Source organism: Nonomuraea endophytica (assembly GCF_014203235.1).
Classification (GTDB): domain Bacteria; phylum Actinomycetota; class Actinomycetes; order Streptosporangiales; family Streptosporangiaceae; genus Nonomuraea; species Nonomuraea endophytica.
Genome location: NZ_JACHIN010000019.1, coordinates 45,135 through 68,069 on the forward strand (window position 1 = coordinate 45,135; position 22,935 = coordinate 68,069).

At 70.3% G+C, this 22,935-nt stretch carries 26 protein-coding genes; 18 read left to right on the plus strand and 8 right to left on the minus strand.

Annotation, left to right across the window (positions count from 1 at the left end):
* Positions 1–493: 493 nt before the first annotated feature.
* Complete coding sequence (locus HNR40_RS45795; RefSeq protein WP_184973194.1) at positions 494–862, minus strand: VOC family protein; 369 nt, start codon at positions 860–862, stop codon at positions 494–496.
* 63 nt (positions 863–925) lie between these two features.
* Here HNR40_RS45795 and HNR40_RS45800 point away from each other — a divergent pair, with 63 nt between their 5' ends.
* The 7 genes from HNR40_RS45800 (at position 926) to HNR40_RS45830 (ending at position 6,480) form a co-directional block, all read left to right on the plus strand.
* Positions 926–1,378, plus strand: a complete 453-nt coding sequence (locus HNR40_RS45800; protein ID WP_184973196.1) for a MarR family winged helix-turn-helix transcriptional regulator — start codon at positions 926–928, stop codon at positions 1,376–1,378.
* Between the two features lie 294 nt (positions 1,379–1,672).
* Complete coding sequence (locus HNR40_RS45805; RefSeq protein ID WP_221341638.1) at positions 1,673–2,245, plus strand: helix-turn-helix domain-containing protein; 573 nt, start codon at positions 1,673–1,675, stop codon at positions 2,243–2,245.
* Entirely contained in the window at positions 2,245–2,694 is a 450-nt protein-coding gene (locus HNR40_RS45810) for a HEPN domain-containing protein (protein WP_246510593.1), read from the plus strand. Before HNR40_RS45805 ends, HNR40_RS45810 begins: the two co-directional genes overlap by 1 nt.
* Before the next feature lie 19 nt (positions 2,695–2,713).
* Positions 2,714–3,184 carry a P-loop nucleotide/nucleoside kinase family protein gene (locus tag HNR40_RS45815; RefSeq protein ID WP_221341639.1) on the plus strand — a complete coding sequence of 157 codons (471 nt, stop codon included), beginning with the start codon at positions 2,714–2,716 and terminating at the stop codon, positions 3,182–3,184.
* 51 nt (positions 3,185–3,235) lie between these two features.
* Positions 3,236–4,699: a glutamate/gamma-aminobutyrate antiporter GadC gene (gene gadC, locus HNR40_RS45820; RefSeq protein WP_184973203.1), complete on the plus strand. Its 1,464-nt coding sequence runs from the start codon at positions 3,236–3,238 to the stop codon at positions 4,697–4,699.
* Between the two features lie 10 nt (positions 4,700–4,709).
* Positions 4,710–5,147, plus strand: a complete 438-nt coding sequence (locus HNR40_RS45825; RefSeq protein WP_184973205.1) for a hypothetical protein — start codon at positions 4,710–4,712, stop codon at positions 5,145–5,147.
* Between the two features lie 4 nt (positions 5,148–5,151).
* Positions 5,152–6,480 carry a dipeptidase gene (locus HNR40_RS45830; RefSeq protein ID WP_184973206.1) on the plus strand — a complete coding sequence of 443 codons (1,329 nt, stop codon included), beginning with the start codon at positions 5,152–5,154 and terminating at the stop codon, positions 6,478–6,480.
* Here the strand turns inward: HNR40_RS45830 and HNR40_RS45835 are convergent.
* Complete coding sequence (locus tag HNR40_RS45835; RefSeq protein ID WP_184973208.1) at positions 6,477–7,238, minus strand: sulfite exporter TauE/SafE family protein; 762 nt, start codon at positions 7,236–7,238, stop codon at positions 6,477–6,479. The genes HNR40_RS45830 and HNR40_RS45835 overlap by 4 nt on opposite strands.
* Positions 7,239–7,247: 9 nt before the next feature.
* Positions 7,248–7,781: a hypothetical protein gene (locus tag HNR40_RS45840; RefSeq protein ID WP_184973210.1), complete on the minus strand. Its 534-nt coding sequence runs from the start codon at positions 7,779–7,781 to the stop codon at positions 7,248–7,250.
* Positions 7,782–7,799: 18 nt separating this feature from the next.
* Between HNR40_RS45840 and HNR40_RS45845 the strand changes: the two genes are divergently transcribed.
* On the plus strand, positions 7,800–8,552 hold the full coding sequence (locus HNR40_RS45845; protein ID WP_184973212.1) for an SDR family oxidoreductase: 753 nt from the start codon (positions 7,800–7,802) through the stop codon (positions 8,550–8,552).
* Between the two features lie 12 nt (positions 8,553–8,564).
* Here the strand turns inward: HNR40_RS45845 and HNR40_RS45850 are convergent, their stop codons facing one another.
* Positions 8,565–9,446, minus strand: coding sequence for a hypothetical protein (locus HNR40_RS45850; protein WP_184973214.1), 882 nt, complete (start codon positions 9,444–9,446; stop codon positions 8,565–8,567).
* A gap of 173 nt (positions 9,447–9,619) precedes the next feature.
* Between HNR40_RS45850 and HNR40_RS45855 the strand changes: the two genes are divergently transcribed.
* The 7 genes from HNR40_RS45855 to HNR40_RS45885 are packed head-to-tail and all read left to right on the plus strand — an operon-like array spanning position 9,620 to position 16,585.
* Positions 9,620–10,561, plus strand: a complete 942-nt coding sequence (locus HNR40_RS45855; RefSeq protein ID WP_184973216.1) for a GNAT family N-acetyltransferase — start codon at positions 9,620–9,622, stop codon at positions 10,559–10,561.
* Positions 10,558–11,250, plus strand: a complete 693-nt coding sequence (locus tag HNR40_RS45860; protein WP_184973218.1) for a PIG-L deacetylase family protein — start codon at positions 10,558–10,560, stop codon at positions 11,248–11,250. Before HNR40_RS45855 ends, HNR40_RS45860 begins: the two co-directional genes overlap by 4 nt.
* Entirely contained in the window at positions 11,250–12,851 is a 1,602-nt protein-coding gene (locus tag HNR40_RS45865; RefSeq protein WP_184973219.1) for an ABC transporter substrate-binding protein, read from the plus strand. The genes HNR40_RS45860 and HNR40_RS45865 overlap by 1 nt, the downstream gene beginning before the upstream one ends.
* On the plus strand, positions 12,848–13,819 hold the full coding sequence (locus HNR40_RS45870) for an ABC transporter permease (protein ID WP_184973221.1): 972 nt from the start codon (positions 12,848–12,850) through the stop codon (positions 13,817–13,819). Before HNR40_RS45865 ends, HNR40_RS45870 begins: the two co-directional genes overlap by 4 nt.
* Positions 13,816–14,643, plus strand: a complete 828-nt coding sequence (locus HNR40_RS45875; protein WP_184973223.1) for an ABC transporter permease — start codon at positions 13,816–13,818, stop codon at positions 14,641–14,643. The genes HNR40_RS45870 and HNR40_RS45875 overlap by 4 nt, the downstream gene beginning before the upstream one ends.
* Positions 14,640–15,611: an ABC transporter ATP-binding protein gene (locus tag HNR40_RS45880; protein WP_184973225.1), complete on the plus strand. Its 972-nt coding sequence runs from the start codon at positions 14,640–14,642 to the stop codon at positions 15,609–15,611. Before HNR40_RS45875 ends, HNR40_RS45880 begins: the two co-directional genes overlap by 4 nt.
* On the plus strand, positions 15,608–16,585 hold the full coding sequence (locus tag HNR40_RS45885) for an ABC transporter ATP-binding protein (protein ID WP_184973227.1): 978 nt from the start codon (positions 15,608–15,610) through the stop codon (positions 16,583–16,585). Before HNR40_RS45880 ends, HNR40_RS45885 begins: the two co-directional genes overlap by 4 nt.
* An 847-nt stretch (positions 16,586–17,432) precedes the next feature.
* On the opposite strand, the gene HNR40_RS45890 is transcribed toward HNR40_RS45885, so the two are convergent.
* Positions 17,433–18,401 carry a helix-turn-helix transcriptional regulator gene (locus tag HNR40_RS45890; RefSeq protein ID WP_184973229.1) on the minus strand — a complete coding sequence of 323 codons (969 nt, stop codon included), beginning with the start codon at positions 18,399–18,401 and terminating at the stop codon, positions 17,433–17,435.
* Positions 18,402–18,446: 45 nt separating this feature from the next.
* Here HNR40_RS45890 and HNR40_RS45895 point away from each other — a divergent pair, with 45 nt between their 5' ends.
* Complete coding sequence (locus HNR40_RS45895) at positions 18,447–18,902, plus strand: hypothetical protein (protein ID WP_184973231.1); 456 nt, start codon at positions 18,447–18,449, stop codon at positions 18,900–18,902.
* On the opposite strand, the gene HNR40_RS45900 is transcribed toward HNR40_RS45895, so the two are convergent.
* Positions 18,899–19,039 (minus strand): hypothetical protein, encoded by a 141-nt coding sequence (locus HNR40_RS45900; RefSeq protein WP_184973233.1) that lies wholly within the window; start codon positions 19,037–19,039, stop codon positions 18,899–18,901. The genes HNR40_RS45895 and HNR40_RS45900 overlap by 4 nt on opposite strands.
* 54 nt (positions 19,040–19,093) lie before the next feature.
* Here HNR40_RS45900 and HNR40_RS45905 point away from each other — a divergent pair, with 54 nt between their 5' ends.
* Positions 19,094–19,588 (plus strand): hypothetical protein, encoded by a 495-nt coding sequence (locus tag HNR40_RS45905; RefSeq protein ID WP_184973235.1) that lies wholly within the window; start codon positions 19,094–19,096, stop codon positions 19,586–19,588.
* A 165-nt stretch (positions 19,589–19,753) separates the two neighbouring features.
* Positions 19,754–20,512 carry an SDR family oxidoreductase gene (locus tag HNR40_RS45910; RefSeq protein WP_184973237.1) on the plus strand — a complete coding sequence of 253 codons (759 nt, stop codon included), beginning with the start codon at positions 19,754–19,756 and terminating at the stop codon, positions 20,510–20,512.
* Here the strand turns inward: HNR40_RS45910 and HNR40_RS56860 are convergent.
* Positions 20,509–21,087, minus strand: coding sequence for a hypothetical protein (locus HNR40_RS56860; protein ID WP_184973238.1), 579 nt, complete (start codon positions 21,085–21,087; stop codon positions 20,509–20,511). The genes HNR40_RS45910 and HNR40_RS56860 overlap by 4 nt on opposite strands.
* A 47-nt stretch (positions 21,088–21,134) precedes the next feature.
* Positions 21,135–22,931, minus strand: coding sequence for a Na+/H+ antiporter NhaA (gene nhaA, locus HNR40_RS45920; RefSeq protein WP_184973240.1), 1,797 nt, complete (start codon positions 22,929–22,931; stop codon positions 21,135–21,137).
* Between the last annotated feature and the right edge of the window lie 4 nt (positions 22,932–22,935).

The following is a 22,935-nucleotide window of genomic DNA, read 5'->3' on the forward strand; positions in this document are numbered from 1 at the left end:
GGCCCCCAAGCGCTCGATCACGTGACGGAGCCCGATCAGTTGCGGCTCTGTGTTCGAGTAAGCGGTGATTAGGTCCACAAGCAAGGTCTTTCACATCAGCGCGCTTCGCGCGTGTGGGTTCCAGGCGTCCCTCCGGTCGGGCGCCTTCCCGGGCCAAGGGCATGGTGCTTCGCGCGTCCTTCCAGTCGCGGTATGGCCCCGACCTCTGGCGTCCTCGCTGCGCTCGGGCTGTCCCCCTCAAGCCCACCCGTTGCCCAGCTAAGTGGTTGGTCAGTTGGATCCCACCCTGACCAGCGGTCCTCGCTCCGCGGGGGTTCTTGAGCACCTACCTGTTACCCGGCTGGGTGGTAGGCCGGTTGGAGCCCAGGTCAACGGTCCTCGCTCCACTCGGGCGCTACGATCGTGCGCGCCTTCGGTGCGCGGAGTCACCCGGGTTCTCGAGCCTTGGGCACGACCGCGGTCTTCGGGGGCCGGTGATTGTCCGAGGGGCTTGTCAGGTGCGGTCGTGGAGAGTGATGTGGTAGCCGTCGGGGTCGGCGAAGGTGAATGTCCGGCCGAAGGGGCCGTCGATCGGTGCGGAGACGATGGTGTGGCCGTCGGCGGCGAGAGCGTCGTGGATGGCCTGGACGTCTGTGGCGTGGAGCCAGATCGCGGCGCCGATGCCGGGCTGGGCGACGGATGCGAGATCGGTGCCGGGAACGATGTCGCGGATTGCGAACGCGATCGGCTTCGTCTCGAAGACGACGGCGTGCGGAGGTCCGGCCGGTGAGCGGACGAGGCCGAGATACTGCTCGTAGAACGCCTGTGAAGCGTTGAGGTCGCGCGCCTGGAGCGAGATGAAGTCGGGGCCGGTGGCGGGCATGATGGGGCTCCTTCTAGTCGTGTCAGGTTTCTGACACGGGTCAATCTATGTCAGAATACTGACATGAGTCAAAGCGGTGTCGACCTGGAGACGTCACTGGGCTACCTGCTGAAAGAGGCGTCGAGCGCGCTGCGCGCAGCCATGGAGGAGGTGCTGCGGCCGCTCGGGATGAGCGTGACGCACTACTCCTGTCTTGAGCTCCTGGCTCAGCGACCGGGCTTGTCGAACTCCGAGCTCGCCCGGGGAGCGTTCGTGACCCGGCAGACGATGAACGTGCTGCTCCAGGCCCTGGAACGAGAGGGTTACGTGACCAGGCCCGCTGAGGCGCCCGTCGGGAAGGTTCTTCCCGCGCGGCTCACGCCTCGCGGCCGACGGAGCCTGGAGAAGGCGACCGCGGCGGTCCGGTCCGTCGAGGTCAGAATGCTGGCCGGCATGACCGAGGCCGAGCAATCTGCCGCGTTCCGGATTCTGAAGAGCATGATCCATTCTCTGCGCGACGGCGAGGACGGTGCCTAGCTCGTTCCCGGCGTACGTCTCGCCGTGCCCGGACGGGAAGGCGGCCGAGCGGGAAATCCGTTGAAACCGACAGGCCCGGCTACACCCTCCATACGGGCAACATGGGAGCGGCCAGGCGGTCAAGGGCCCGATCCTCAAGGGTGTCGCGTGGCCGGAGGGCGCGCCTCCGGTGGGCGTGTGCGTGGTGGCGTGTGTCGGCGGCGTGGGCCTTCAGTGTCGCCGCCTGGGGCTGAGGTCATGACGCTACGCATAGATGGGTGATAACTTTCATCTATGCGTAGTGAGTCGCCCAAGTTGCTGCCGATCTTCCGGTCGCGGCATCAGGCGGACCTGCTCACCCTGCTCTACCTTCACCCCGACCGCGAGTTCACCGTGACCGAACTCGCCGAGAAGGTCGGGGTGCCGCTGACCACGATGCAGCGGGAAGTGGGGCGCCTGCTGGAAGCCGGACTGCTAAGTGGTCGCAGGGTCGGGCGGGCTCATCTGATTAGGGCCATGGTCCCGGGCCGCTATGCCCGGCCGCTCACCGAGCTGCTGACGCTGGCGTTCGGGCCGCACCTTCTCGTCGAGCGCGAATTCTCCAACCTGTCGGGCGTGGACGGGGTGGCCGTCTTCGGGTCCTGGGCGAGCCGGTATCTCGGTGAGCCGGGCCCGCCGCCGAACGACATCGACGTCCTGGTGGTGGGCGGCATTTCGCGGGCCGATGTGTATGAGGCCGCCGAGCGAGTGGAAGGCGGGCTGGGGATTCCGGTCAATCCGGTTCTGATGACGCGTGAGCGCTGGGAAAAGGCGGCTGATCCGCTGGTCGATCAAGTTCGGTCCGCGCCGCTGGTCTGGGTTCGGGAACTGGCCGGGGAGGGGGAGTGATGCGCTGGAGCCAGGGGGAGGCGGTGGTGGAGCGGCTTCTCGCCGAGGGGCGGCTGCAGAAGGTCACGGGTTCCGCCGCGGACGGCACCGACTGGGTGGAACGCGCCCGGCGCACCTTACGGACGGCGCACGGGATCACCGACGACCCGGACAGCGCGTTCATCCTCGCCTATGACGCGGCGCGGCATGCTTGCACGGCTGTGCTGGCGCATCAGGGCCTCCGTCCCACCACCGCGGGCGGGCACTACGTGGTGGAGGAAGTGCTGCGGGCTCAGTTCGGCCATGCCTTCAGGGACTTCGGCGCGCTGCGGCGTCGCCGTAACGAGATCGAATATCCGGTACGGCCCGGCGACGACGTCGCACAGGACGAGGCCGAGGCGGCGACCACCACGGCGGACAAGCTGATCGAAGCGGCACGCAAGCTCCTTCCCAGCCTGTCTCTCTACTGATGCGATGCGAGGAGGCGAGATGAAGGCGCGGCTGATCGTGTTGTGCGGGCTGCCGGGTTCGGGAAAGACGACGCTCGCCAAGAAGCTGGCCGCCGAATCGCCGGGAGTTCGCCTGTGTCCGGATGAGTGGCTGGCGAAGCTGGGCATCGACCTCTTCGACGAGAGCGCGCGGGAGCGGCTGGAGGCCGTTCTCCGGGAGCACGCGTACGAGCTGCTGAGCCTGGGCCAGACGGTGATCCTGGAGTTCGGGTTCTGGGCCCGCGAGGAAAGGGACGAGGTCCGGCTCCGGGCCCGTGCGATCGGGGCCGCGGTTGAGCTGCGGTATCTGGACGTGCCGCTCGATGAGCTGTGGCGGCGCCTGGAGGTTCGTAACGGCACGGGAACGCCGGACACCGCCGTCGTCACCAGGGCGATGATCGAGCAGTGGGCCGGGCAGATCGAGGCCCCTGACCAGGACGAACACGCCCTCTTCGACGCGCCGCCGGGCTGAACGGCGTTTGGTTACCCATTGTGATGGTTATGTCACGGTGGGGGTAGTCGAATGAGCTCTGTCGATGTTCCGGGGGACTCGGGGGCGGTGCCGAAGGCGGCGGTCGCGGCCAAGCCCGCCACCGCGTGGATCTCGTGGGTCGCGCTGGCGTTCATGATCACGAGCTCGGTCGCCAGCCTGCGCTCATCGCCCAGCATGGCCGTGTACGGGCTGGCGGCGATCTTTCTCTACGTGGTTCCGGCGATCGTGTTCCTGCTGCCCACGGCCATGGTCTCGGCCGAGCTCGCCTCCGGCTGGAGCGGCGGGGTCTACAACTGGGTCAGCCAGGGACTGTCGAAGCCCCTGGGGTTCCTGGCCGTGTGGTGCCAGTTCGCGATGACGATCTTCTACTACCCGACGCTGCTCGCCTTCGTGGCCAGCACCTTCGCCTACGTCATCAACCCCGAACTGGCCGGCAGCGGGCTCTACACCGCGATCGTGATCGTGGTCGTCTACTGGGCGGGCGTCTGGGTCTCCAGTCAGGGGACGAAGACCGTGGCGGGGTTGTCCAGCGCGGGGCTGGTGATCGGCACGCTCATCCCGGGGACGGTGCTGATCCTGCTCGGGATGGTCTTTCTCGGCCAGGGCAACCCGTCTGCCGCGCCCATGGACGCGGCGCACATCCTGCCGCCGTGGGCGGGGATCGCCAGCCTGGTGCTGATCGTCAACAACTTCCTGTCGTACTCGGGCATGGAGATGAACGCGGTCCACGTCTCCAGCCTCAAGAACCCGGCCAGGGATTTCCCCCGGTCGATGTTCCTCGCGGTCGGTCTGGTGCTGCTGATCTTCATTCTGCCCGCGCTGGCGATCAGCTGGGTGGTCCCGGCCGACAGCACGAGCCTGACGGCCGGGGTGATGCAGGCGTTCGACACCATGTTCGCCCATTTCAGCGTGCAGTGGCTGACGCCGGTCTTCGGGTTGATGATCATCGCGGCGTCGCTGGGCGGCATGCTCACCTGGCTGGCCGGGCCGTCCAAGGGCGTGCTGATGATCAGCCGCGAGGAGGGCTGGCTGCCGCCGTCGCTGCAGAAGCTCAACAAGCACGGCATCCAGCAGAACATCCTCGTCGCCCAGGGCGTCGTCACGACGGTCATCGCGCTGCTGTACGCGTTCATCCCGGACGTCTCCAGCGCCTACTGGATCCTGTCGGTGATCACCACGCAGATCTACCTGATCGTCTATCTGCTGATGTTCGTGGCGGCGGTACGGCTGCGCAAAACCCAGCCCGACCACCCACGCGGCTTCCGCGCCCCGGCCCTGGGCCTGCTCTGCGTGGTCGGCTTCCTGGCCTCGGCCGCCGCGATGATCATCGGTTTCGTGCCGCCGTCGCAGTTCGGCTCCGGGAACCCGCTGGTCTACGTCCTGATCGTGGGCGGCGGGCTGATCCTGGTCGGGCTGGCGGTGCCATACCTGCTCATCAAGCTCAGCAGGCCCTCCTGGCGCGACCCCGAGCGGGCCGCCGCAGAGGGCGAGTGAGGGGAACGTCATGGGGGCACACGCGCGCGTCAGCGACGGGCAGCGGCGCAGCCGGTGGATCACCTACACCGCGACCGGTCTGCTCGTGGTGGTGGTGCTGATCATCATGGCCATCATGTGGGGCACCCGCACGGCCAACGCCACGGCCACAGCGCAGAGCAAGGCCAAGCAGCTCAACGAGCAGCTTGTCGCGGCGGGGCTGAGTCCGGTCGATCCCGACGTGCTGACCAAGGCGCTGGGCACCAAGGGCGGTCAGCTGTGCGCCGACCCCGCCGGCACGGTCGCCAAGGTCGCCGCGCTCACCACCGGCGCCGCCGGGCCCGGACAGCGGCCGGTCATCGCCCCGCAGCGCCTGATCGAGGGCGCGGGGCTGGTGGTGAAGGTGTATTGCCCGGACAAGCAGGAACAGTTCGCCCAGGCGCTGGCCGGGCTCCACTTGGAAGGGTGATCCGATGGAGTTGCGTGAGCGCGTCGCCGCGCTGATGCCGCGGGCGAAGAAGGATCTGGCGGAGCTGGTGGCGTTCCGGTCGGTGGCCGACGCGCGGCAGTTCCCGCCCGAGGAGTGCGAGAAGGCCGCCCAGTGGGTGCTCGACGCCTTCGCCCAGGTCGGGTTCAGCGATGCGCGCCTGGTCGAGACCGCCGACGGCAGCAAGGCCGTGTACGGTGAGCGCCCCGGCCCGCCCGGCGCCAAGACCGTGCTGCTGTACGCCCACTACGACGTCCAGCCGCCCCTGGACGAGGACGCCTGGAACAGCCCGGTCTGGGAGCTGACCGAGCGCGACGGCCGCTGGTACGGCAGGGGCGCGGCCGACTGCAAGGGCAACATCCTCATGCACCTGACCGCGCTGCGCGCCCTCGGCGACGACGTGCCGGTCAACCTGAAGCTCATCGTGGAGGGCTCGGAGGAGCAGGGGACCGGCGGGCTGGAGGACTTCGTCCCCAAGAACGCCGACCTGCTGCGCGCCGACGCGATCCTGGTCTGCGACACCGGCGGCGCGGCCGTCGGCCGGCCCGCGCTGACCGTCAGCCTGCGCGGCCTGGCCAACGTGGTCGTCTCGGTCAAGGCGCTCAGCAGCGAGATGCACTCCGGGATGTTCGGCGGCGCCGCTCCGGACGCGCTGGCCGCGCTCATCCACATGCTCTCGTCCCTGCGCGACGCGCAGGGCAACACGACCGTCAACGGGCTGGACAACACGCAGACGTGGAGCGGCGCGGAGTACCCGGCCGGGCAGTTCGCCGCTGACGCGCACGTCCTGAACGGCGAGACGCTGCTCGGCGACGGGACCGTCTCGGACATGCTGTGGGCGCGGCCCGCGCTGACCGTGCTCGGCATCGACTGCCCGCCCGTGGTCGGCTCGGCCTCGGCCATCCAGCCGCACGCCAGGGCCCGGCTCAACCTGCGGGTGCCGCCCGGCATGGACGCGGTGCGGGCCCAGGACGCGCTGATCGCGCACCTGGAGGCGGCCGCTCCGTGGGGTGTGCACGTGACGGTGGAGCGGGAGGCCTCCGGCCAGCCGTTCCTGGCCGAGACCGGCGGGCCCGCCTACACCGCGCTGCGCGGCGCGATGAAGGACGCCTACGGGGTCGAGTCCGCCAGCCTCGGCCAGGGCGGATCCATCCCGCTGTGCAACGTCTTCCATGACACCTACCCGGACGCGGAGATCATCCTCATGGGCGTGGAAGAGCCGCTCACGCTCATGCACGCGCCCAACGAGAGCGTGGACCCGGACGAGATCGCCCGCATGGCACTCACCGAGGCGCTCTTCCTGCAGAGGTACTAGGCGCGTGCCAGCAGCTGGACGAGAGCCACGGTGCCGACGGCCACGACCAGGGTCCGCAGCACCGCGGGGCTGAGCCGGCGGCCCAGCGCCGAGCCCGCCCGGCCGCCGATCGCCGAACCCGCCGCCAGCAGTCCCACGGCGGTCCAGTCGAAGTCGGCGGCGAGGAGGAAGAAGAGCGCCGCCACGGTGTTGACCACGGCGACCAGGACGTTCCTGAGGGCGTTGAGCCGCTGGATGTCCTCGTCGAGGAGCATGCCCATCAGGGACATGTAGATGATCCCCTGGGCGGCGGCGAAGTAGCCGCCGTACACGCTGGCCAGCGTCAGTCCCGTCAGCAGCACCGGGCCGCCGTCGGGGTCGCCGCTTCGCCCGCGGCGGTGCCGTACCGCCTTGGCGATCCAGGGCTGCAGGACGATCAGCACGAGCGCGAGGCCCACCAGGACGGGCACGATCGTCTCGAACGCGGCGGCCGGCAACACCAGCAGCAGCGCCGCCCCGGTGACGCCGCCCAGCAGCGCGCCCACGCTCATCCGCAGGATGCGCCGCCGCTGCCCGCGCAGCTCCGCGCGGTAGCCGATGGCGCCGCTGATCGAGCCGGGGATCAGGCCGAGCGCGTTGGAGACGGTGGCGGTGACCGGGGGCAGGCCGGTGGCCAGCAGCACCGGGAACGTGATCAGTGTCCCGGAGCCGACGACGGTGTTGATGGCCCCCGCCCCGACGCCGGCGACGAACACGGCCAGCATTTCCCCAAATGTCACACGAGCAGCCTAGGAACCCGACAGTTCACCCGTGGTCGAAGCATGGACGCAGATGCAGTTGCGGTCGTTCTGGGGAGGGTCGATGACGTGGGCGGACAGCGGGGCGAGGAGTTTTTCCATCTCACGGGCGGCGGCCACCGCGGACTCGCTGACCTCGTAGACGTCGTCGGCGTCGTGGACGCTGATGGTGAGGGTGGTGGCCGTCGCCCAGATGTGGGCCGGGTGGCCGGCCAGCGTCACCCAGCCGGGCTGGTCGAGGTCGGGGTGGCCGGGAACCGGGTTCCGGAACTGGGCGTACTCCTGGACGGTGTAGCCCTGGCCGGGCACGGCCAGCGGGGTGCCGGGCGGGATGCGCTTGACCGGCAGGCCCAGCGCGGTCAGGACCTCGGCCGGGTCCTCGGTGCTCAGGGCGGCCAGCAGGCGGTCGCCGTCGTTGTTGTGGCCGCCGTAGGCGCGGCAGAAGTGGAAGTAGGCCAGGCTGTTCGCCCATGCGCTCAACTGCTCGGGGGTGTGGTTCCTGTAGAGGTACTCGTCCCAGGTCATGATGGTAGTTTGCCGGGCATGATCGAGGCATCCAAGGTCGCCGTCGTCACCGGGGCCGGGTCCGGGATCGGGCGGGCCGTCGCCAGGGGGCTGCGCGGGGCCGGTTACGCGGTCGTCGTCGCGGGGCGGCGGAAGGAAAGGCTGCGGGAGACCGCGGGTTCGCCGGACGGCGGCGGGTGGCTGGTCGTTCCCACTGACGTGCGGGACGAGGGGTCGGTGGCGGCGCTGTTCGGGGCCGTGCTGGACCGGTTCGGGCGGGTGGACCTGCTGTTCAACAACGCAGGCACCGGTACGCCCGCGGTGCCCGTGGACGAGCTCGACGTCGAGCAGTGGCGTACGGCGGTGGACACCAACCTCACCGGCTCCTTCCTGTGTGCCAGGGAGGCGTTCGGGATCATGCGGCGGCAGGGTCCGCGGGGTGGGCGGATCATCAACAACGGGTCGATCTCGGCGCACGCGCCGCGGCCGTTCAGCGCGCCCTACACCGCCACCAAGCATGCGATCACCGGGCTGACCAAGGCGTTGTCGCTGGACGGCCGGCCGTACGACATCGTGTGCTCGCAGATCGACATCGGCAACGCCGCCACCGAGCTGACGGCCAGGATGGCGCAGGGCGTGCTGCAGGCGGACGGGACGACGGCGCCCGAGCCACGCATGGACGTGGAACACGTGGTGAGCGCCGTCCTCTACATGGCGGGGCTGCCATTGGCGGCGAACGTGCAGTTCATGACCGTGATGGCGACCACGATGCCGTTCGTCGGCCGAGGTTGAGGTCACACGACGTCACGCGCTTTCGAGGGCCCTTCTGAGCGCCGGTTCGAAGTGGATGAGCGGCAGGTCGTGGCCTGGCTGGGCGATGAGGATGGTGGCGACCTTCCCTTCGGCGAAGGCCAGCGCGCGCTCGTAGGCGCCGGCGGCCGACACGATCGCCCTGGCCCGCGACGGGCCGCGCGCCTCGGCGAAGAAGACGAGGACGCCGTCGTCGACGCCCGACTGCTCCCCGCGCAGGTAGGCGCAGCCCGCGAGCTTCTTGGTGAGCTTCTCGCGGTCGTCCACCCAGACGGCGGGCAGGTCGCTGGCGACCGTGACCTCGCCGACCAGGTAGCCGGCGTTCTCCAGTTCGATGGCCATGGCGATGCCCACCGCGGCCAGGTCGGCGTCGGGGGAGTACGGCTCGTGCTCGGTGCTGAGCAGGACGAGGCCGCCGGGCGTCTCCCAGGGCACGTAGCCCCAGTCGGCGCTGATGTCGACGTGCTGGGTCGTGGAGCTCACCAGCACCTCGCCGGTCTCGGGGTGGGCGTGCTCGGCGGCCGCGGCGGCCAGCGCGGGGGCGTCCAGGCCGAGGCGCTGGGCGGCCCAGGTGGCGAGGTGCGCCGCCCAGGTTCCGTCGCGCCAGTCGACGCGTTTCAGGTCGAGGGTGGCCAGGGCGGCGTAGGCGTACCGCACGTGGCTGGGGTCGGCGGTCCTCGCCGCGGCGAGAGTGCAGCGGCGGGCGAAGGTGATGAGTAAGTAGAAGTCGTCCAGGCTCAGCCGGCCCGAGGTGAGGCCGGTGTCGAGTGCGGCGCGGATCGCGGCGTCGCACGGGGAGTCGGTCCAGCGCCAGAGTTGGTGGGCGCGGAAGTCGTAGCCGGGGGTTCCCAGGATGTCAGGTTCGTCTGGGTCCATACACCTGACGCTAGACGCCTTCGCGCCGCGTGTGTCGGTTGTCATGCCTAATCAGTCGGGCAACGTTCCATACTTACCGGAGACGAAGGAAAGTTTCTAGAGGTTCGGGCACAGAGAAAATTTCTTCCCGAACTTATTGACCAGAGCGCTTACCAGTCGGAAAGCTCTTGTTCATGACGGTCACAGTCCGCGCGTTCGTCGCGGGGGATGAGCCCTCACTGATCGACTGCTGGAACCAGAGCCTGCCCGCCGACCCGACGACCGCGACGTGGTTTCGCGACTGCGTCCTGCTCGACCCCAACTTCGACCCCGACGGGCTGCGCGTCGCCGTCGCGGACGGCCGGGTGGTGGGCTGCGCCTATGCGGTACGCCGCCGGACGCCCCTCGCGCCCGGCACCGACCTGGAGCCGGAGACCGGGTGGATCCCGTTCTTCTTCGTGGCCCCCGGTCACCGGGGCTCCGGGCTCGGCCGGCGGTTGGTCGGCGAGGCGCTCGCGTTCCTGCGCGGTCAGGGGCGCACCCGCGTCGACTTCGCCTCCTACACCCCCAACTACGTCCTGCCCGGCGTCGACGCCGAGCTCTACCCGCGCGCGTTCGCGCTGCTCGGCGCGATGGGCTTCACCACGCTCTACTCGCCGGTCGCGATGGACCGCACGCTCGTCGGCTACGCGACCCCGCCCGAGGTGCACGCCCTGCGCGAGAAGCGCGAGAGCGAGGGGTACGGCTTCCGCCACCCCACCGCCGGCGAGCTGCCGGAGCTGATCCGCTTCGCGGCCGACGTCTTCAACCCCGACTGGGGCGAGGCGATCCGCCACCATAAATCCGTCGAACGCATGATTATCGCGAAAAAGCGGGAAAAGCTGGTGGGCTTTGCGCTCTATGCCGCCTACCGCGGCATCCCCGAGCGCTTCGGCCCCTTCGGCGTCGACCCGGGCGAGCGCGGCACCGGCCTCGGCAAGATCCTGCTCCACCTCACGATGACCGCCAAGCGCGCCGAGGGCCTGCACTCCTCGTGGTTCCTGTGGACCGGCGAGGCCAGCCCCGCAGGTGTGCTCTACACCAAGGCGGGCTACGAGGTGACCAGGCGCTTCCACGTCATGAGGTGGAGCACGTGAACATCCTGGCCGTCGGCGCGCATGCCGGCGACATGGACCTGACGGCGGGAGCCGTACTCGCGCAGCATGTCCTTGAGGGGCACCAGGCGACGCTCCTGCACCTCACGCTCGGCGAGCGCGGGCACCCTCGGATGGCCGTGCCCGACTACGCGGCGCAGAAGCGCGAGGAGGCGGAGGCGTTCGCGGACGCGATCGGCGCGCGGGCCAGGTTCCTCGACTACGAGGACGGGCTGCTGCCCGAGGACGAGGACGTCAAGCTGCGCGTCGGCGACCTGATCAGAGAGCTGAAGCCGGACGTGCTCCTCACCCACTGGAGCGCCTCGATCCACAAGGACCACGCCCGCACCCACCGCGTCGTCGAGGACGCCCGCTTCTACGGCGGGCTGAAGACGCTGGAGCGCGACCTGCCCGCGCACTGGGCCGCGCAGCTCTACTACGCCGACAACCGGGAGGACGCCGAGGGCTTCCGGCCCGACGTGTTCGTCGAGATCGCCGAGGAGGCCTACGAGATCTGGTCGCGGGCGATCACCGGCTACGCCTACGCCCGCGGGGAGACCTACGGCTTCCCGTACGTCGACTACTACCGGGCGCTCACGATCGTGCGGGGCGCGCCGGCCGGATTCCGCCGGGCGCAGGCGTTCGCCGCCCCGGTGGGATCCCGCGATCTGCGGGTGAGAGGAAGCTTCTGATGAAACGTTTAACGATCATGGCCGTCGCCCTGGTGCTCGCCGGTTGTTCGGGCGGGGGAGGGCAGAAGGGGCCGGGCGCGGCGGCGCCGCCGCTGGTCGTGCACGCGATCGACTCGGGCACCTTCCAGGAGAACTTCAACCCGTTCCACCTGGAGGGCGTCAACTTCGGCACCACCGGGATGATCTACGAGACGCTCGAGTACTTCAACAAGCTCAAACCGGGCGAGACCCAGCCGTGGCTGGCGCTGAGCCACGCGTGGAGCAACGACGGCAAGACGATCACCTTCACCCTCCGCCAGGGCGTGAAGTGGACCGACGGCAAGCCGTTCACCGCCGACGACGTGGTCTTCACCTTCGAGACGATGATCAAGCACCCGGAGCTCAACAAAAGCGCCGTGGAGCTGGCCGGGGCCAAGGCGCTCGCCCCGGACAAGGTTCAGCTCGACTTTAAGTCGACCTCCTACGCCAAGCTCTTCAACATCTCGGGCAGCACGGCGATCGTGCCGAAGCACCTGTTCGAGAAGGAGAACCCGGTCACCTTCACCAACCCCAAGCCGGTGGGCACCGGGCCGTACAAGCTGGTGAAGTTCTCCGCCCAGCTCTACGAGATGACGAAAAATCCGGACTACTGGCAGCCCGGCAAGCCCGTCGTCCCCACCGTCAGGTTCCCCGCCTACACCGCCAACGCCGTCCAGACCGGGCTGCAGCAGGGCGAGATCGACTGGGCCGGCGCGTTCGTCCCCGACATCGACAAGATCTACGTCCAGGGCAAGCCCGAGACCAACAAGTACTACTTCCCGCCCGAGGGCGTGGTCGCCCTCCTGCCGAACCTGACCCACCCCGTCCTGTCCAAGCCAGAGGTACGGCAGGCCATCAGCCTGGCCATCGACCGCGACAAGATCGTCAAGGTGGCCGAGCGCGGCTACACCAAGGTCGCCCACCCCACCGGCATCCCGATCCCCGGCGGCGAGGCGTTCCTGCCGCCCGCCTACAAGAACGCCGCCTACAAGGTCGACATCGCCAAGGCCAAGGAACTGCTCAAGGGCGTCGACCCGGCCCAGCTGAAGTTCCAGCTGCTGGTGCCGTCGCCGTTCACCGACTGGGTCAACGCCGCCCAGCTCATCCGCGAGGACCTCGCCAAGGTCGGCATCACCGTCGAGACCCGCGGCGTCGCCTTCCAGGACTGGGTCTCCAAGGTGGGCAAGGGCAGCTACGACCTGTCGATCCGGGCCACGCCGGCCGGGGCCTCGCCGTACTTCCAGATGCGCTCGCTGCTGTTCAGCGAGCTGGCCAAGCCCGTCGGGACCGCCGCCACCGGCAACTACCAGCGCTGGAAGGACGCGGCCAGCGACAAGCTCATCCACGACTACGCGGCCACCGACGACCTGGCCGCCCAGCAGAAGGCGGCGCAGGGGCTTGGCACGATCATGGTGGAGAAGCTGCCGGTGCTGCCGCTGTTCTACAGCCCGGCCTGGGCGCAGTTCCGCACCAGCAAGTACGTCGGCTGGCCCTCCGAGCAGGACCCGTACGCGATGCCCTCGCCGTACACCTCGCCGGACGCCGCCGTGGTGCTGCTCAACCTGAGGCCAGCGGGCACGTGAGGTTCCTGGCCAGGCGGCTCGGGTTCTATCTGCTCACGGCCTGGGCCGCCGTCACGCTCAACTTCCTGATCCCCCGGCTGATGCCGGGGGACCCGGTCGACCTGCTGGTGGCCAGGCTCAAGGGCAACGTGGACCCGGCCGCCGTCGAGGCGATGAAGAAGGCGTTCGGGATCAGCGACGCGGGGCTCTGGACGCAGTATGTGGACTATCTGGGCAACCTCTTCCGCGGGGAGCTCGGGCGCTCGATCACGTTCTTCCCCACCGAGGTCTCCACCGTCATCGCCGACAGCCTGCCCTGGACGATCGGGCTGGTCGGCGTGGCCACGCTGATCAGCTACGTGGTCGGCACCTCGCTCGGCGTGCTCATGGCGTGGAAACGCGGCACCTGGCTGGACGGGGTGCTGCCCGCCGCGACCTTCCTGCACGCGGTGCCGTACTTCTGGGTCGCGCTCGTGCTGGTCTTCGTCTTCGGCTCGACGCTGCAGTGGTTTCCCGGCTCGCGCGCCTACGGGCTGGAGGTGACGCCCGGCGTCACCGGCGACTTCCTGGCCAGCGTGGCCTACCACGCGACGCTGCCGGCGGTCACGATCGTCGTCGCCTCGATGGCCGACCGCATCCTCGGCATGCGCAACGTCATGGTCACCACGCTCGGCGAGGACTACGTCGTGATGGCCGAGGCCAAGGGCCTGACCAGCCGCCGCGTCATGTGGGCCTACGCCGCGCGCAACGCGATCCTGCCCAACATCACCAGTTTCGCCCTCTCGCTCGGCTTCGTGGTGGGCGGATCCGTCCTGACGGAGATCGTCTTCTCCTATCCGGGCATCGGCTCCATGCTCCTGAAGGGCGTCGAGAACGAGGACTTCCCGCTCATGCAGGGCATCTTCCTCGTGATCTCGCTGGCCGTACTGGTCGCGAACCTCCTGGCCGACCTGGCCTACGTCCTCCTCGACCCAAGGACGCGCCAATGAAGATCCGCATAGGCGCCGGCATCCTCGTCTTCTTCGCGCTGATGGCGCTCGCGGGGCCGCTGCTGATCTCGGCCGACCCGGCCGCGACCAGCGACGCGGGCCTGCAGGGCCCGTCGGGCGCGCACTGGCTCGGGACGACCCAGACCGGTCAGGACATCCTCACGCAGATCGTGTACGGCTCGCGCGTCTCGCTGGGCGTCGGCGTGCTGTCGGCGGTCATCGCCACCGCCTTCGCCATCGCCGTGGGCCTGGTCGGCGGCTACTTCGGCGGCGCCGTCGACGAGGTGCTGTCGGTGCTGACCAACATCTTCCTCGTGCTGCCGGCGCTGCCGCTGATCATCGTGCTCGCCGGGTACCTGCCCCAGCGCGGGGTCGCCTCGGTCGCGGTGGTGATCGCGGTGACCGGATGGGCCTGGGGCGCGCGGGTCCTGCGCGCCCAGACCCTGTCGGTACGGCGGCGCGACTTCGTCGAGGCGGCACGGGCCAGCGGCGAGGGCCCGATCCGGGTCATCTTCTTCGAGATCCTGCCGGTGCTGCTGCCGGTGATCGCCACGAGTTTCCTGGCGACGGTCGTGGGCGCGATCCTGGCCGAGGCCGGGCTGTCGTTCCTCGGCCTGGCCGACCTGTCCACGGTGAGCTGGGGCAGCATGCTCTACTTCGCGCAGAACGGGCAGGCGCTGCTCATCGGGGCGTGGTGGTGGTTCGTGCCGCCGGGGCTCTGCATCGCGCTCATCGGCACCGGGCTGGCGCTGGTCAACTTCGGCCTGGACGAGATCGCCAACCCCCGGCTGCGTACGATCAAGGTTCGGAAGGCCCGCGCATGAACGTCCTGGAGATCCGCGACCTCGGCGTCGACTACCAGTCGAACAGCGGCGCCGTGCACGCCGTCGACGGCGTCTCGCTCGACCTGCGGCGGGGCGAGATCCTCGGGCTGGCGGGGGAGAGCGGCAGCGGCAAGTCCACGCTCGCCCACGCGATCGGCCGCCTGCTGCGCCCGCCCGCGGCGATCACCGGCGGCACCGTGACCTACCACCGCGCCGACGGCGGCGCCGTGGACGTGCTGGGCCTGCGCGGCGAGGAACTGCGCGCGTTCCGCTGGGCGGAGCTGGCCGTCGTCTTCCAATCCGCCATGAACTCGCTCAACCCGGTCAGCACCGTGGGCGCGCAGATCGAGGACGTGCTCCGCATCCACCGCCCCACCATGAAACGAAACGCGCGCGTAGAACGGTCGGTGGAGCTGCTCCAGCGCGTCGGGATCAGCGCCGACCGGCGGCGCAGCTACCCGCACGAGCTGTCCGGCGGCATGCGCCAGCGCGCCGCGATCGCCATCGCGCTCGCGCTCAACCCCGAGATCGTCATCATGGACGAGCCGACCACCGCCCTCGACGTGGTCGTGCAGCGCGACATCCTGCACGAGATCAGCGCCCTGCGCGAGGAGTACGGCTTCGCCGTCGTCTTCATCACCCACGACCTGTCGCTGCTCATGGAGATCTCCGACCGGATCGCCATCATGTACGCCGGCCGGGTCGTCGAGACCGGCGCCGCCCGTGCCCTGCACGACACGCCCCGCCACCCGTACACGCTGGGCCTGCTGCGCTCCTTCCCCCGCCTGCACGGTCCGCGCGAGGAACTGCTCGGCATCCCCGGCACCCCGCCCGACCTGCGGGCGCTGCCGCCCGGCTGCGCCTTCCACCCGCGCTGCGGCCAAGCCCTGCCGGACTGCCGGGAGATCAGCCCGTCCCTGCGCGACGGGGTCTCCTGCCTGCTCAACGAGGGAAAGGGGGTCCGATGAGCGACATCGTGCTCGAAGGCCGCAACCTCACCAAGCACTTCAAGGCCGCCCGCGGCCGAGGCACCGTGCACGCCGTGGACGACGTCTCCCTAGCCCTTCGATCCGGTACGGCCAGCGCGCTCGTCGGCGAGAGCGGCTGCGGCAAGAGCACCGTGGCCCGCCTGCTGGCCCAGGTGTATCCACCGACGTCGGGCCAGGTGCTGCTGCGCGGGCGGAAGGTGACCGGCTTCCGCGAGTACCGGCGGCAGGTGCAGCTCATCTTCCAGGACCCCTTCGCCTCCCTCAATCCCTTCCACCGGGTCCGCTACCACCTGGCCAGGCCGCTGCGCCTGCACGGCCACGCGCGCTCGGCCGCGCACGAGAAGGAACTCGTCGCCGAGTTGCTGGAACGGGTGAGCCTGACGCCGGTCGAGCAGTTCATGGACAAGCTGCCGCACGAACTGTCCGGCGGCCAGCGCCAGCGCGTCGCCATCGCCCGCGCGCTGGCCGTGCGGCCCGTGGCGCTGATCGCCGACGAGCCGGTGTCGATGCTGGACGTGTCGATCAGGCTCGGGGTGCTGCGGCTGCTGGAGACGCTGGCGGCCGAGAGCGGGCTGGCGCTGCTCTACATCACGCACGACATCGCCAGCGCCCGGTACTTCGCCGAGGACATCACCGTCATGTACGCGGGCCGGCTGATCGAGAGCGGTCCCAGCGAAGCCCTGACCCAGTCGCCTCGCCACCCCTACACCCAGCTCCTCCTCGACTCGGCCCCCGACCCCGCCCGCCACTCGGCGCCCGTCCCGAGGCTCGGCGCGCGCGGGGAGCCGCCGAGCCTCATCGCGCCGCCGGGCGGGTGCCGCTTCCATCCGCGCTGCCCGGTGGCGATGCCGGTGTGCGCGGGCGAGGTGCCGGGCCGTACGGTGCTGGGCGCGGACCGGTGGACGCACTGCTGGCAGGCTGAAGCTCGGCCCACCAGCGTTCCCGGTGGGTAGAGCGGAGCATGCGGGCGTGCAGCCGGTGCAGCACGGTGACGTTGTGGGTGTTGACCTCCAGCTCCCCGGCCCCGGCCAGGTGCCGCAGCGGACGGCCGTGACAGACCGAGCAGCCGCACACGCCCTCGGGCAGCCGCTCCACCGGCACGAACTCCAGCAACTCCGGCACCAGCGCGCTCCTGGCCCCGCCCTTGCGCCAGCCGCCGCGGGCCTGATGCGGCTCGGGGTACAGATGCCGCAAGACCTCCCGGACCCCCACCGCCGCCCAGGGCGCGCCATGGGCCAGCGCCCCGAGTGCCGCGACGCCCGCCGACAGCAGCGGCAACCCGGGGATACGAACGGGCGGAGGGGCGGCGTCCTCCACGACCAGGGCGACGGGCAGGCCGTACGTGGCGATGGCGGTGGTGAGGGCGGGCAGGCCGGGGCCCAGCCAGTCGGCGTGGACGGGCAGCACCGCCACCACCTCGCCCCACTGGCTCGCCTGGTCCAGGATGGTGTGCAGCGCCTCGGTGTCGCCTCGCCCGATGTAGCCGGAGTCGGTCAGCGGCACCGTCACCCGGGCCTCGACCTGGTCGGCGATCCAGTGTGCGGAAAGGCCCGCCGTACCCCTGACCCGGCCTGAGCCCGCGTAGCGGCGACGGTCGCAGAGGACCGGAGCCGTGTAGCCGCGCCTACGGACCATCCGCACCGCCTCGTGCGCCGCCTGCCCGGTGAAGACCAGTCCCGAATGCGGCCGGTCGCCGAGGATCAGGGCGTCGTACACGTCCCGGGTGGAGAGCTGGATGAGCAGGTGGTCGCGGAGGTCCATGGACGGCTCCTCAAGGGCTATAACACCCCATACCCCCGGTTAAGTGTCGCGATAGCGGGCGGTCAGGTCGTCCAGGGTGGCGATGACGCGCTCGCGCAGCTCCACCGGGCTGCGGACCTCGACGTCTGCGCCCAGGCGCAGGAACTCGCCCAGCGCGTGCTCCACCGACTCGATCGGCAGCGTCACCTCGGTCCTGCCGTCGGGCAGCGGCCGCGCGGTCGTCTCCGCCGCGCTCACCACGCCGGGCGTCATCATCTCCCGCAACCGGTCCATGCCGCGCGGTGTCAGCCGGGCCACCGCCTCGCCCTGGCGCAGCCGGGCCTGGAACTCGGTCAGGTACTCCTGCCAGTGCGCGGCCAGGTCGAAGCCGTCCGGGCGGGTGAACGCCTCCTCGCGGACGACCAGGTCGAGGATCTGCCACACCCGGTAGGTGCGCACGTGCTCGCCGCTCCGGGCGACCAGATACCAGCGGCCCGCCTTCACCACCAGCCCGTACGGCTCCAGCCGCCTCGTCACCTCGCCCTTCCAGCTCTTGTACCGCACGTCGAGCACCCGCTCCCGCCACACCGCGTCGGCCACGGCGGGCAGGAACGGCAGCGGGTCGCGCTCCCGGTACCAGGCGGGGGCGTCGAGGTGGAAACGCTCGCGGACCCGTCCGGCCCGGTCGCGTAGTTCGACCGGCAGCGCCGCCATGAGCTTGAGCTGGGCCGCCGTGACCACCGCGCCCAGGCCCAGCTCGGCGGCCGGACCCGGCAGCCCGGCCAGGAACAGCGACTCGGCCTCGTCGCTGGTCAGGCCGGTCAGCCGGGTGCGGTAGCCGTCGAGGAGCTGGTAGCCGCCGTTGGTTCCGGCGTCGCCGTACAGGGGGACTCCGGCGGTGTGCAGGGACTCCACGTCGCGATAGATCGTGCGCACCGAGACCTCCAGGCGCTCGGCCAGCTCCCGCGCGGTCATGCGGCCGCGCGTCTGCAGCAGAAGGAGGATCGACACCAGGCGGGAAGCACGCATGCCACTGACAATAGATGTCAGTGAGCCGGGCTTAGCGTTCGGACCATGAACGGATTCGAGTTCTTCACCGGCACCTGGAACGTCCACAACAAGCGGCTCACCAAATGGCTGGCCGGCAGCGACGAGTGGGAGGAGTTCCCCGGCCGGTCGGTCGCGAGCAGCCACTTCGCCGGTGGCGCGCACTTCGACGAGGTGGAGTTCCCCACGAAGGGGTTCAGCGGGCTGACGGTCCGGCTGTTCGACGTGGACGAGCGGCGGTGGACCATCCACTGGGCGAGCACCCGTACCGGCCGCTTCGACCCGCCCATGAGCGGCACCTGGCAGGGGGACCGGGGCGAGTTCTACGGCGACGACCAGCACCAGGGCACACCTGTGCGCGCCCGCTTCATCTGGACCCGGATCAGCGCGGACGAGGCGCGGTGGGAGCAGGCGTTCTCGGTGGACGGGGAGAAGACCTGGGAGACCAACTGGATCATGGAGCTGACCCGGGTGGCCGACTAGAGGCCGGTGCTCCTGACCCAGAAGATGACGCCGACCGCCACCGCAGCCACCAGCAGCAGCAGACCGCCCACCACGATCACCCACCACCAGCCCGACTTCGGGGTCGCGGCCTCGTACTGCTCGACGTCGGGGAGCATGTCCGGCGTGTACGGCAGGCGTACCGTGCCCTCACCCAGGCCGTCCTGACCCTGATGTCCGTGCTGCTGCGGTGGCCGGGACTGGGGGCCGGGCTGCTGGGGCGGCACCCCTTGTGGCGGCCAGGTCTGCGGGCCGGACTGTTGCGGCGGGACTCCCTGTGGCGGCCAGGTCTGGTGTTGACCGGGCGGCTGCTGCGGGCCGGTCTGCGGGTGGTGCGGGCCGGGCTGGTGTCGCGGCTGGCCCGGTGGTTGTGGCGGCATTCCGGGGTGCTGCTGGGGTGGCCAGGTCTGATGCTGGCCGGGCGGTTGCCGCGGGGGCTGTTGCGGGCCGGTCTGGGGCGGCTGTGGGCCGGGCTGGGGGTGGTGCGGGCCGGTCTGAGGTGGCTGTGGGCCGGTTTGGGGGTGGTGTTGGCCGGGGTGTGGCTGGTGCGGGTCGGTTGGTTGCTGGGGGCCGGAGTATTGCGGGGGCCGTGTCGGGTTCGGGCCGGGCTGTTGCGGGGGCCAGACCTGCTGTGGGGGCGGTGGTGGTCCCTGGTTGTGCGGATCTGACTGGTCTGAGGGCTGCCGGCCGGGGTGGGGCCAGCGGTGGCGCACCGTTTCCTCGGGATCGGGATACTGCGGGCCCTGCTGCGGTGGAGTCATGATTCCCCCGGAAATCGCGCCGATGATTTCCAGACATTGTCACATCTGTGTGGGGTGGCTCGTCTGGATGTCATGACGCGAATTCTGGTTACCGGCGCGGGTGGACGTCTCGGCGGGGCCGTACTCGGGAGGCTGGGGGGCGAGGCGGAGCTGCGGGCGGTCAGCCGGAGCGCCCGGACGGGCGACAAGGTCGAGTGGGTGATCGCGGACCTCACCACGGGCCAGGGCATCGCGGAGGCCGTCGACGGCGTGGACGTGATCCTGCACCTGGCCGCGGCGCCCTACAAGGGCCGCTACACCCGCCGGGTCGAACTGGACGGCACCACCGCCCTGCTCGCCGCCGCCCGGCAGGCAGGTGTCGGGCACCTCGTCTACATCTCGATCGTCGGCGTGGACCGGGTGCCATGGGGCTATTTCAGGACCAAGGTGGCCGCCGAGAAGCTCGTCAGAGCCGGTGGGGTGCCATGGACGATCCTGCGGGTGACACAGTTCTACGAGTTCCTGGACCAGGCGCTGACGGGGATGGCCCGCCTCGGGCTCCTGGTCGCGGAGCCGGGCAGCGGCATCCAGCCGGTCGACGTGCGCGACGTGGCGGGTGAACTGGCCGCGCGGGTCACGGCCGGGCCCACCCAGGCCATTTCGGAGTACGGCGGGCCCGAAGTGCTCGACTTCGCCGAGGCGGTCAAGGCCTGGCGGCGCGCCAGGAAGCAACGGCCGATCCTGCGCATGCGGCTGCCGGGCGGGTTCGGCCGCGCCGTCCGCGCCGGCGACCTGACCACCACCGCCCGGCCCAGCGGCACGATCACCTGGTCGGAGTACTTGTCCGGCTAGCCCTGCTGCCCGGGGTTGCCGGGCTCGGACCACGGCTGAGGACCGGCGGGCGGAGGCGGCTGCTCGCCGGGCGCGGCTCCGGGCTGCGGGGCAGCGCTGGGTTGGGGGTAGCCGGGCTGCTGGGTTGCGCCGGGTTGGGGGTAGCCGGGCTGTGGGGTGGCGTTGGGCTGGGCGTAACCCTGGCCGTAGCCCTGCTGGCCGTAGCTCTGCTGGCCGTATCCGGGCTGGGGGTAGGGGGAGGGCTGGTTCCAGGCGGGTGTCTGCGGCGCCGGACGGGGCCCGCGGTGGGCGACCACGCCCGCCACCAGCAGGCCGAAGCCCGCCAGCGTCAGCACCATGTTCACCAGCCCGAGAATCCCGAAGATCATGGACGCCGTCGACAAACCGAGGTCATGGGCGATCGACGGGGCGAAGACGGAGGTGGCGACCGTCGGCAGCACTCCGACCGTCAGCACGATGCATCCGAACATGCCCAGCAAAGCGCCCTTGCCGTGCCGCTTCCTGGCAAGTCCCGTGACCACCGCCCCCGCGCCGAAGGCGATGAACATCACGATATGGATCAAGAGGTTGATCATGCTCAATTCCACGCCCCATATCTATCGATTAAGAGATCTTCTCGACCTTATGGGGATTTTCTGGCTTCCTCCACCGCTCGGATGATCGACGCCGCGTTCAGCGCCCCCTGGTAGCGGACCCCGTTGAAGAAAAGGGTGGGCGTGCCCCGCACCCCGCCGTCGCGCCCCGACCGTTCGTCGCGGGCGAGCCGCCGGGAGTGCCGCGGCACGTCCTTCCACGGCTCCACGTCCAGCTCGGCGGCATAGTGCCCGAGATCCTCGTCGGTCAGGAAACGCTGGTTGGCGTACAGGATGTCGTGCATCTCCCAGAAGCGGCCCGCGTCGGCCGCCGACTCCGCGACCAGGGCCGCCGCGACCGCGCGGGGGTGCATGTTGCGCAGCGGGAAGTGCCGGAACACCAGCCGCACGTCCGGATCCCGCTCCATCAGCTCCTGCAGCACCTCATGCAAGCCGCCACAGAAGGGGCATTCGAAGTCGCCGTACTCGACGATCGTGACCGTCGCGTCCGCGGGCCCCCGCACGTGGTCGCCCGGCCCCACCGGTACGGCCAGCAGCACCGGAAGCTCCTCCTCCGGCTCCACGTCGGGCGGTGCGCACACGCCGCCCCGGTTCCAGGCGAGCTTGAACGCGATCCACCCCACCAGCGCCGACAGCAGCGAGCCCGTAAGGATGCCGATCTTGGCCTGGGCGGCGATCTCCGCGTCGTCGAAGGCCAGGTCCACGATGAACAGCGCCACCGTGAACCCGATCCCCGACACCGCGGCGCCGCCCAGCAACTGGCCCCACACGAGGTTGCCCGGCAGCACGCCCCAGTTGAGCCGCAGCGGGATCCACGTGCCGATCGTGATGCCGGCGAACTTGCCGAGCACCAGGCCCAGCGCGATGCCGAGGGTCACCGGCGAGGTGAGCGCCGCCCGCAGCGTCTCCCCGTCGAGGCGGACACCGGCGTTGGCCAGCGCGAACACCGGCACGATCACGTAACTGCTCCACGGGTGCAGCCGCAGCTGGAGCCGCTCGTTCACCGACACGGCCCGCTGCACCGACCTGGCCGCCTCGCGGGCCGCGCCGGCCGACGGCTCGCTGGTGAACTGCTGCACCGCCTCACCGGCGCGCAGCAGCTTGCGGTCGCTCGGCGCGTACACGAACACCAGCACCCCGAGCGCGATCCCGACCAGCGTCGGGTGCACGCCGCTCTCCAGCGTCGCCACCCACAGCGCGAACCCCAGCAGGATGTACGCCGGCGCCCGCCAGATCTTCAACCATCGGAGCGTCATGATCGCGGCCAGCAGGAGCGCGGCGGCGACCAGCGCCGGCACCGACAGGGAGGCCGTGTAGAAGATCGCGATGATCATCATGGCCAGGACGTCGTCCACGATGGCCAGCGTCAGCAGGAAGGCCCGCAGCGGGTCCGGGCAGCGCGCGCCGACCACGGCCAGCAGGCCCAGCACGAACGCGGTGTCGGTGGCGATCGGCACGCCCCACCCGCCCGCGGCCGGGCCGCCGGCGTTGAAGGCGAGGTAGACGGCGGCAGGGACGATCATCCCGCCCAGGGCGGCGATCGCGGGGACCGCCACCAGCCGCCGGTCGCGCAGCTGGCCGAGCCGTACCTCGTAGGAGATCTCCAGGCCGATGACGAAGAAGAAGATCGTCATGAGCCCGTCGTTGACCCACCGCCGCAGGTCGAGCGAGAACTCGGTGGCCCCGAAGGCGAACCCGGCCTCGGTGTGCCAGAAGCTCTCGTAGCTGGCGCCCCAGGGGGAGTTGGCCCACAGCAGTGCCGCCAGTGTGGCCGCCAGTAGTACGACGGTGCTTCCGGCCTCGGTCTTCAAGAACGCGCGCATCATCCCG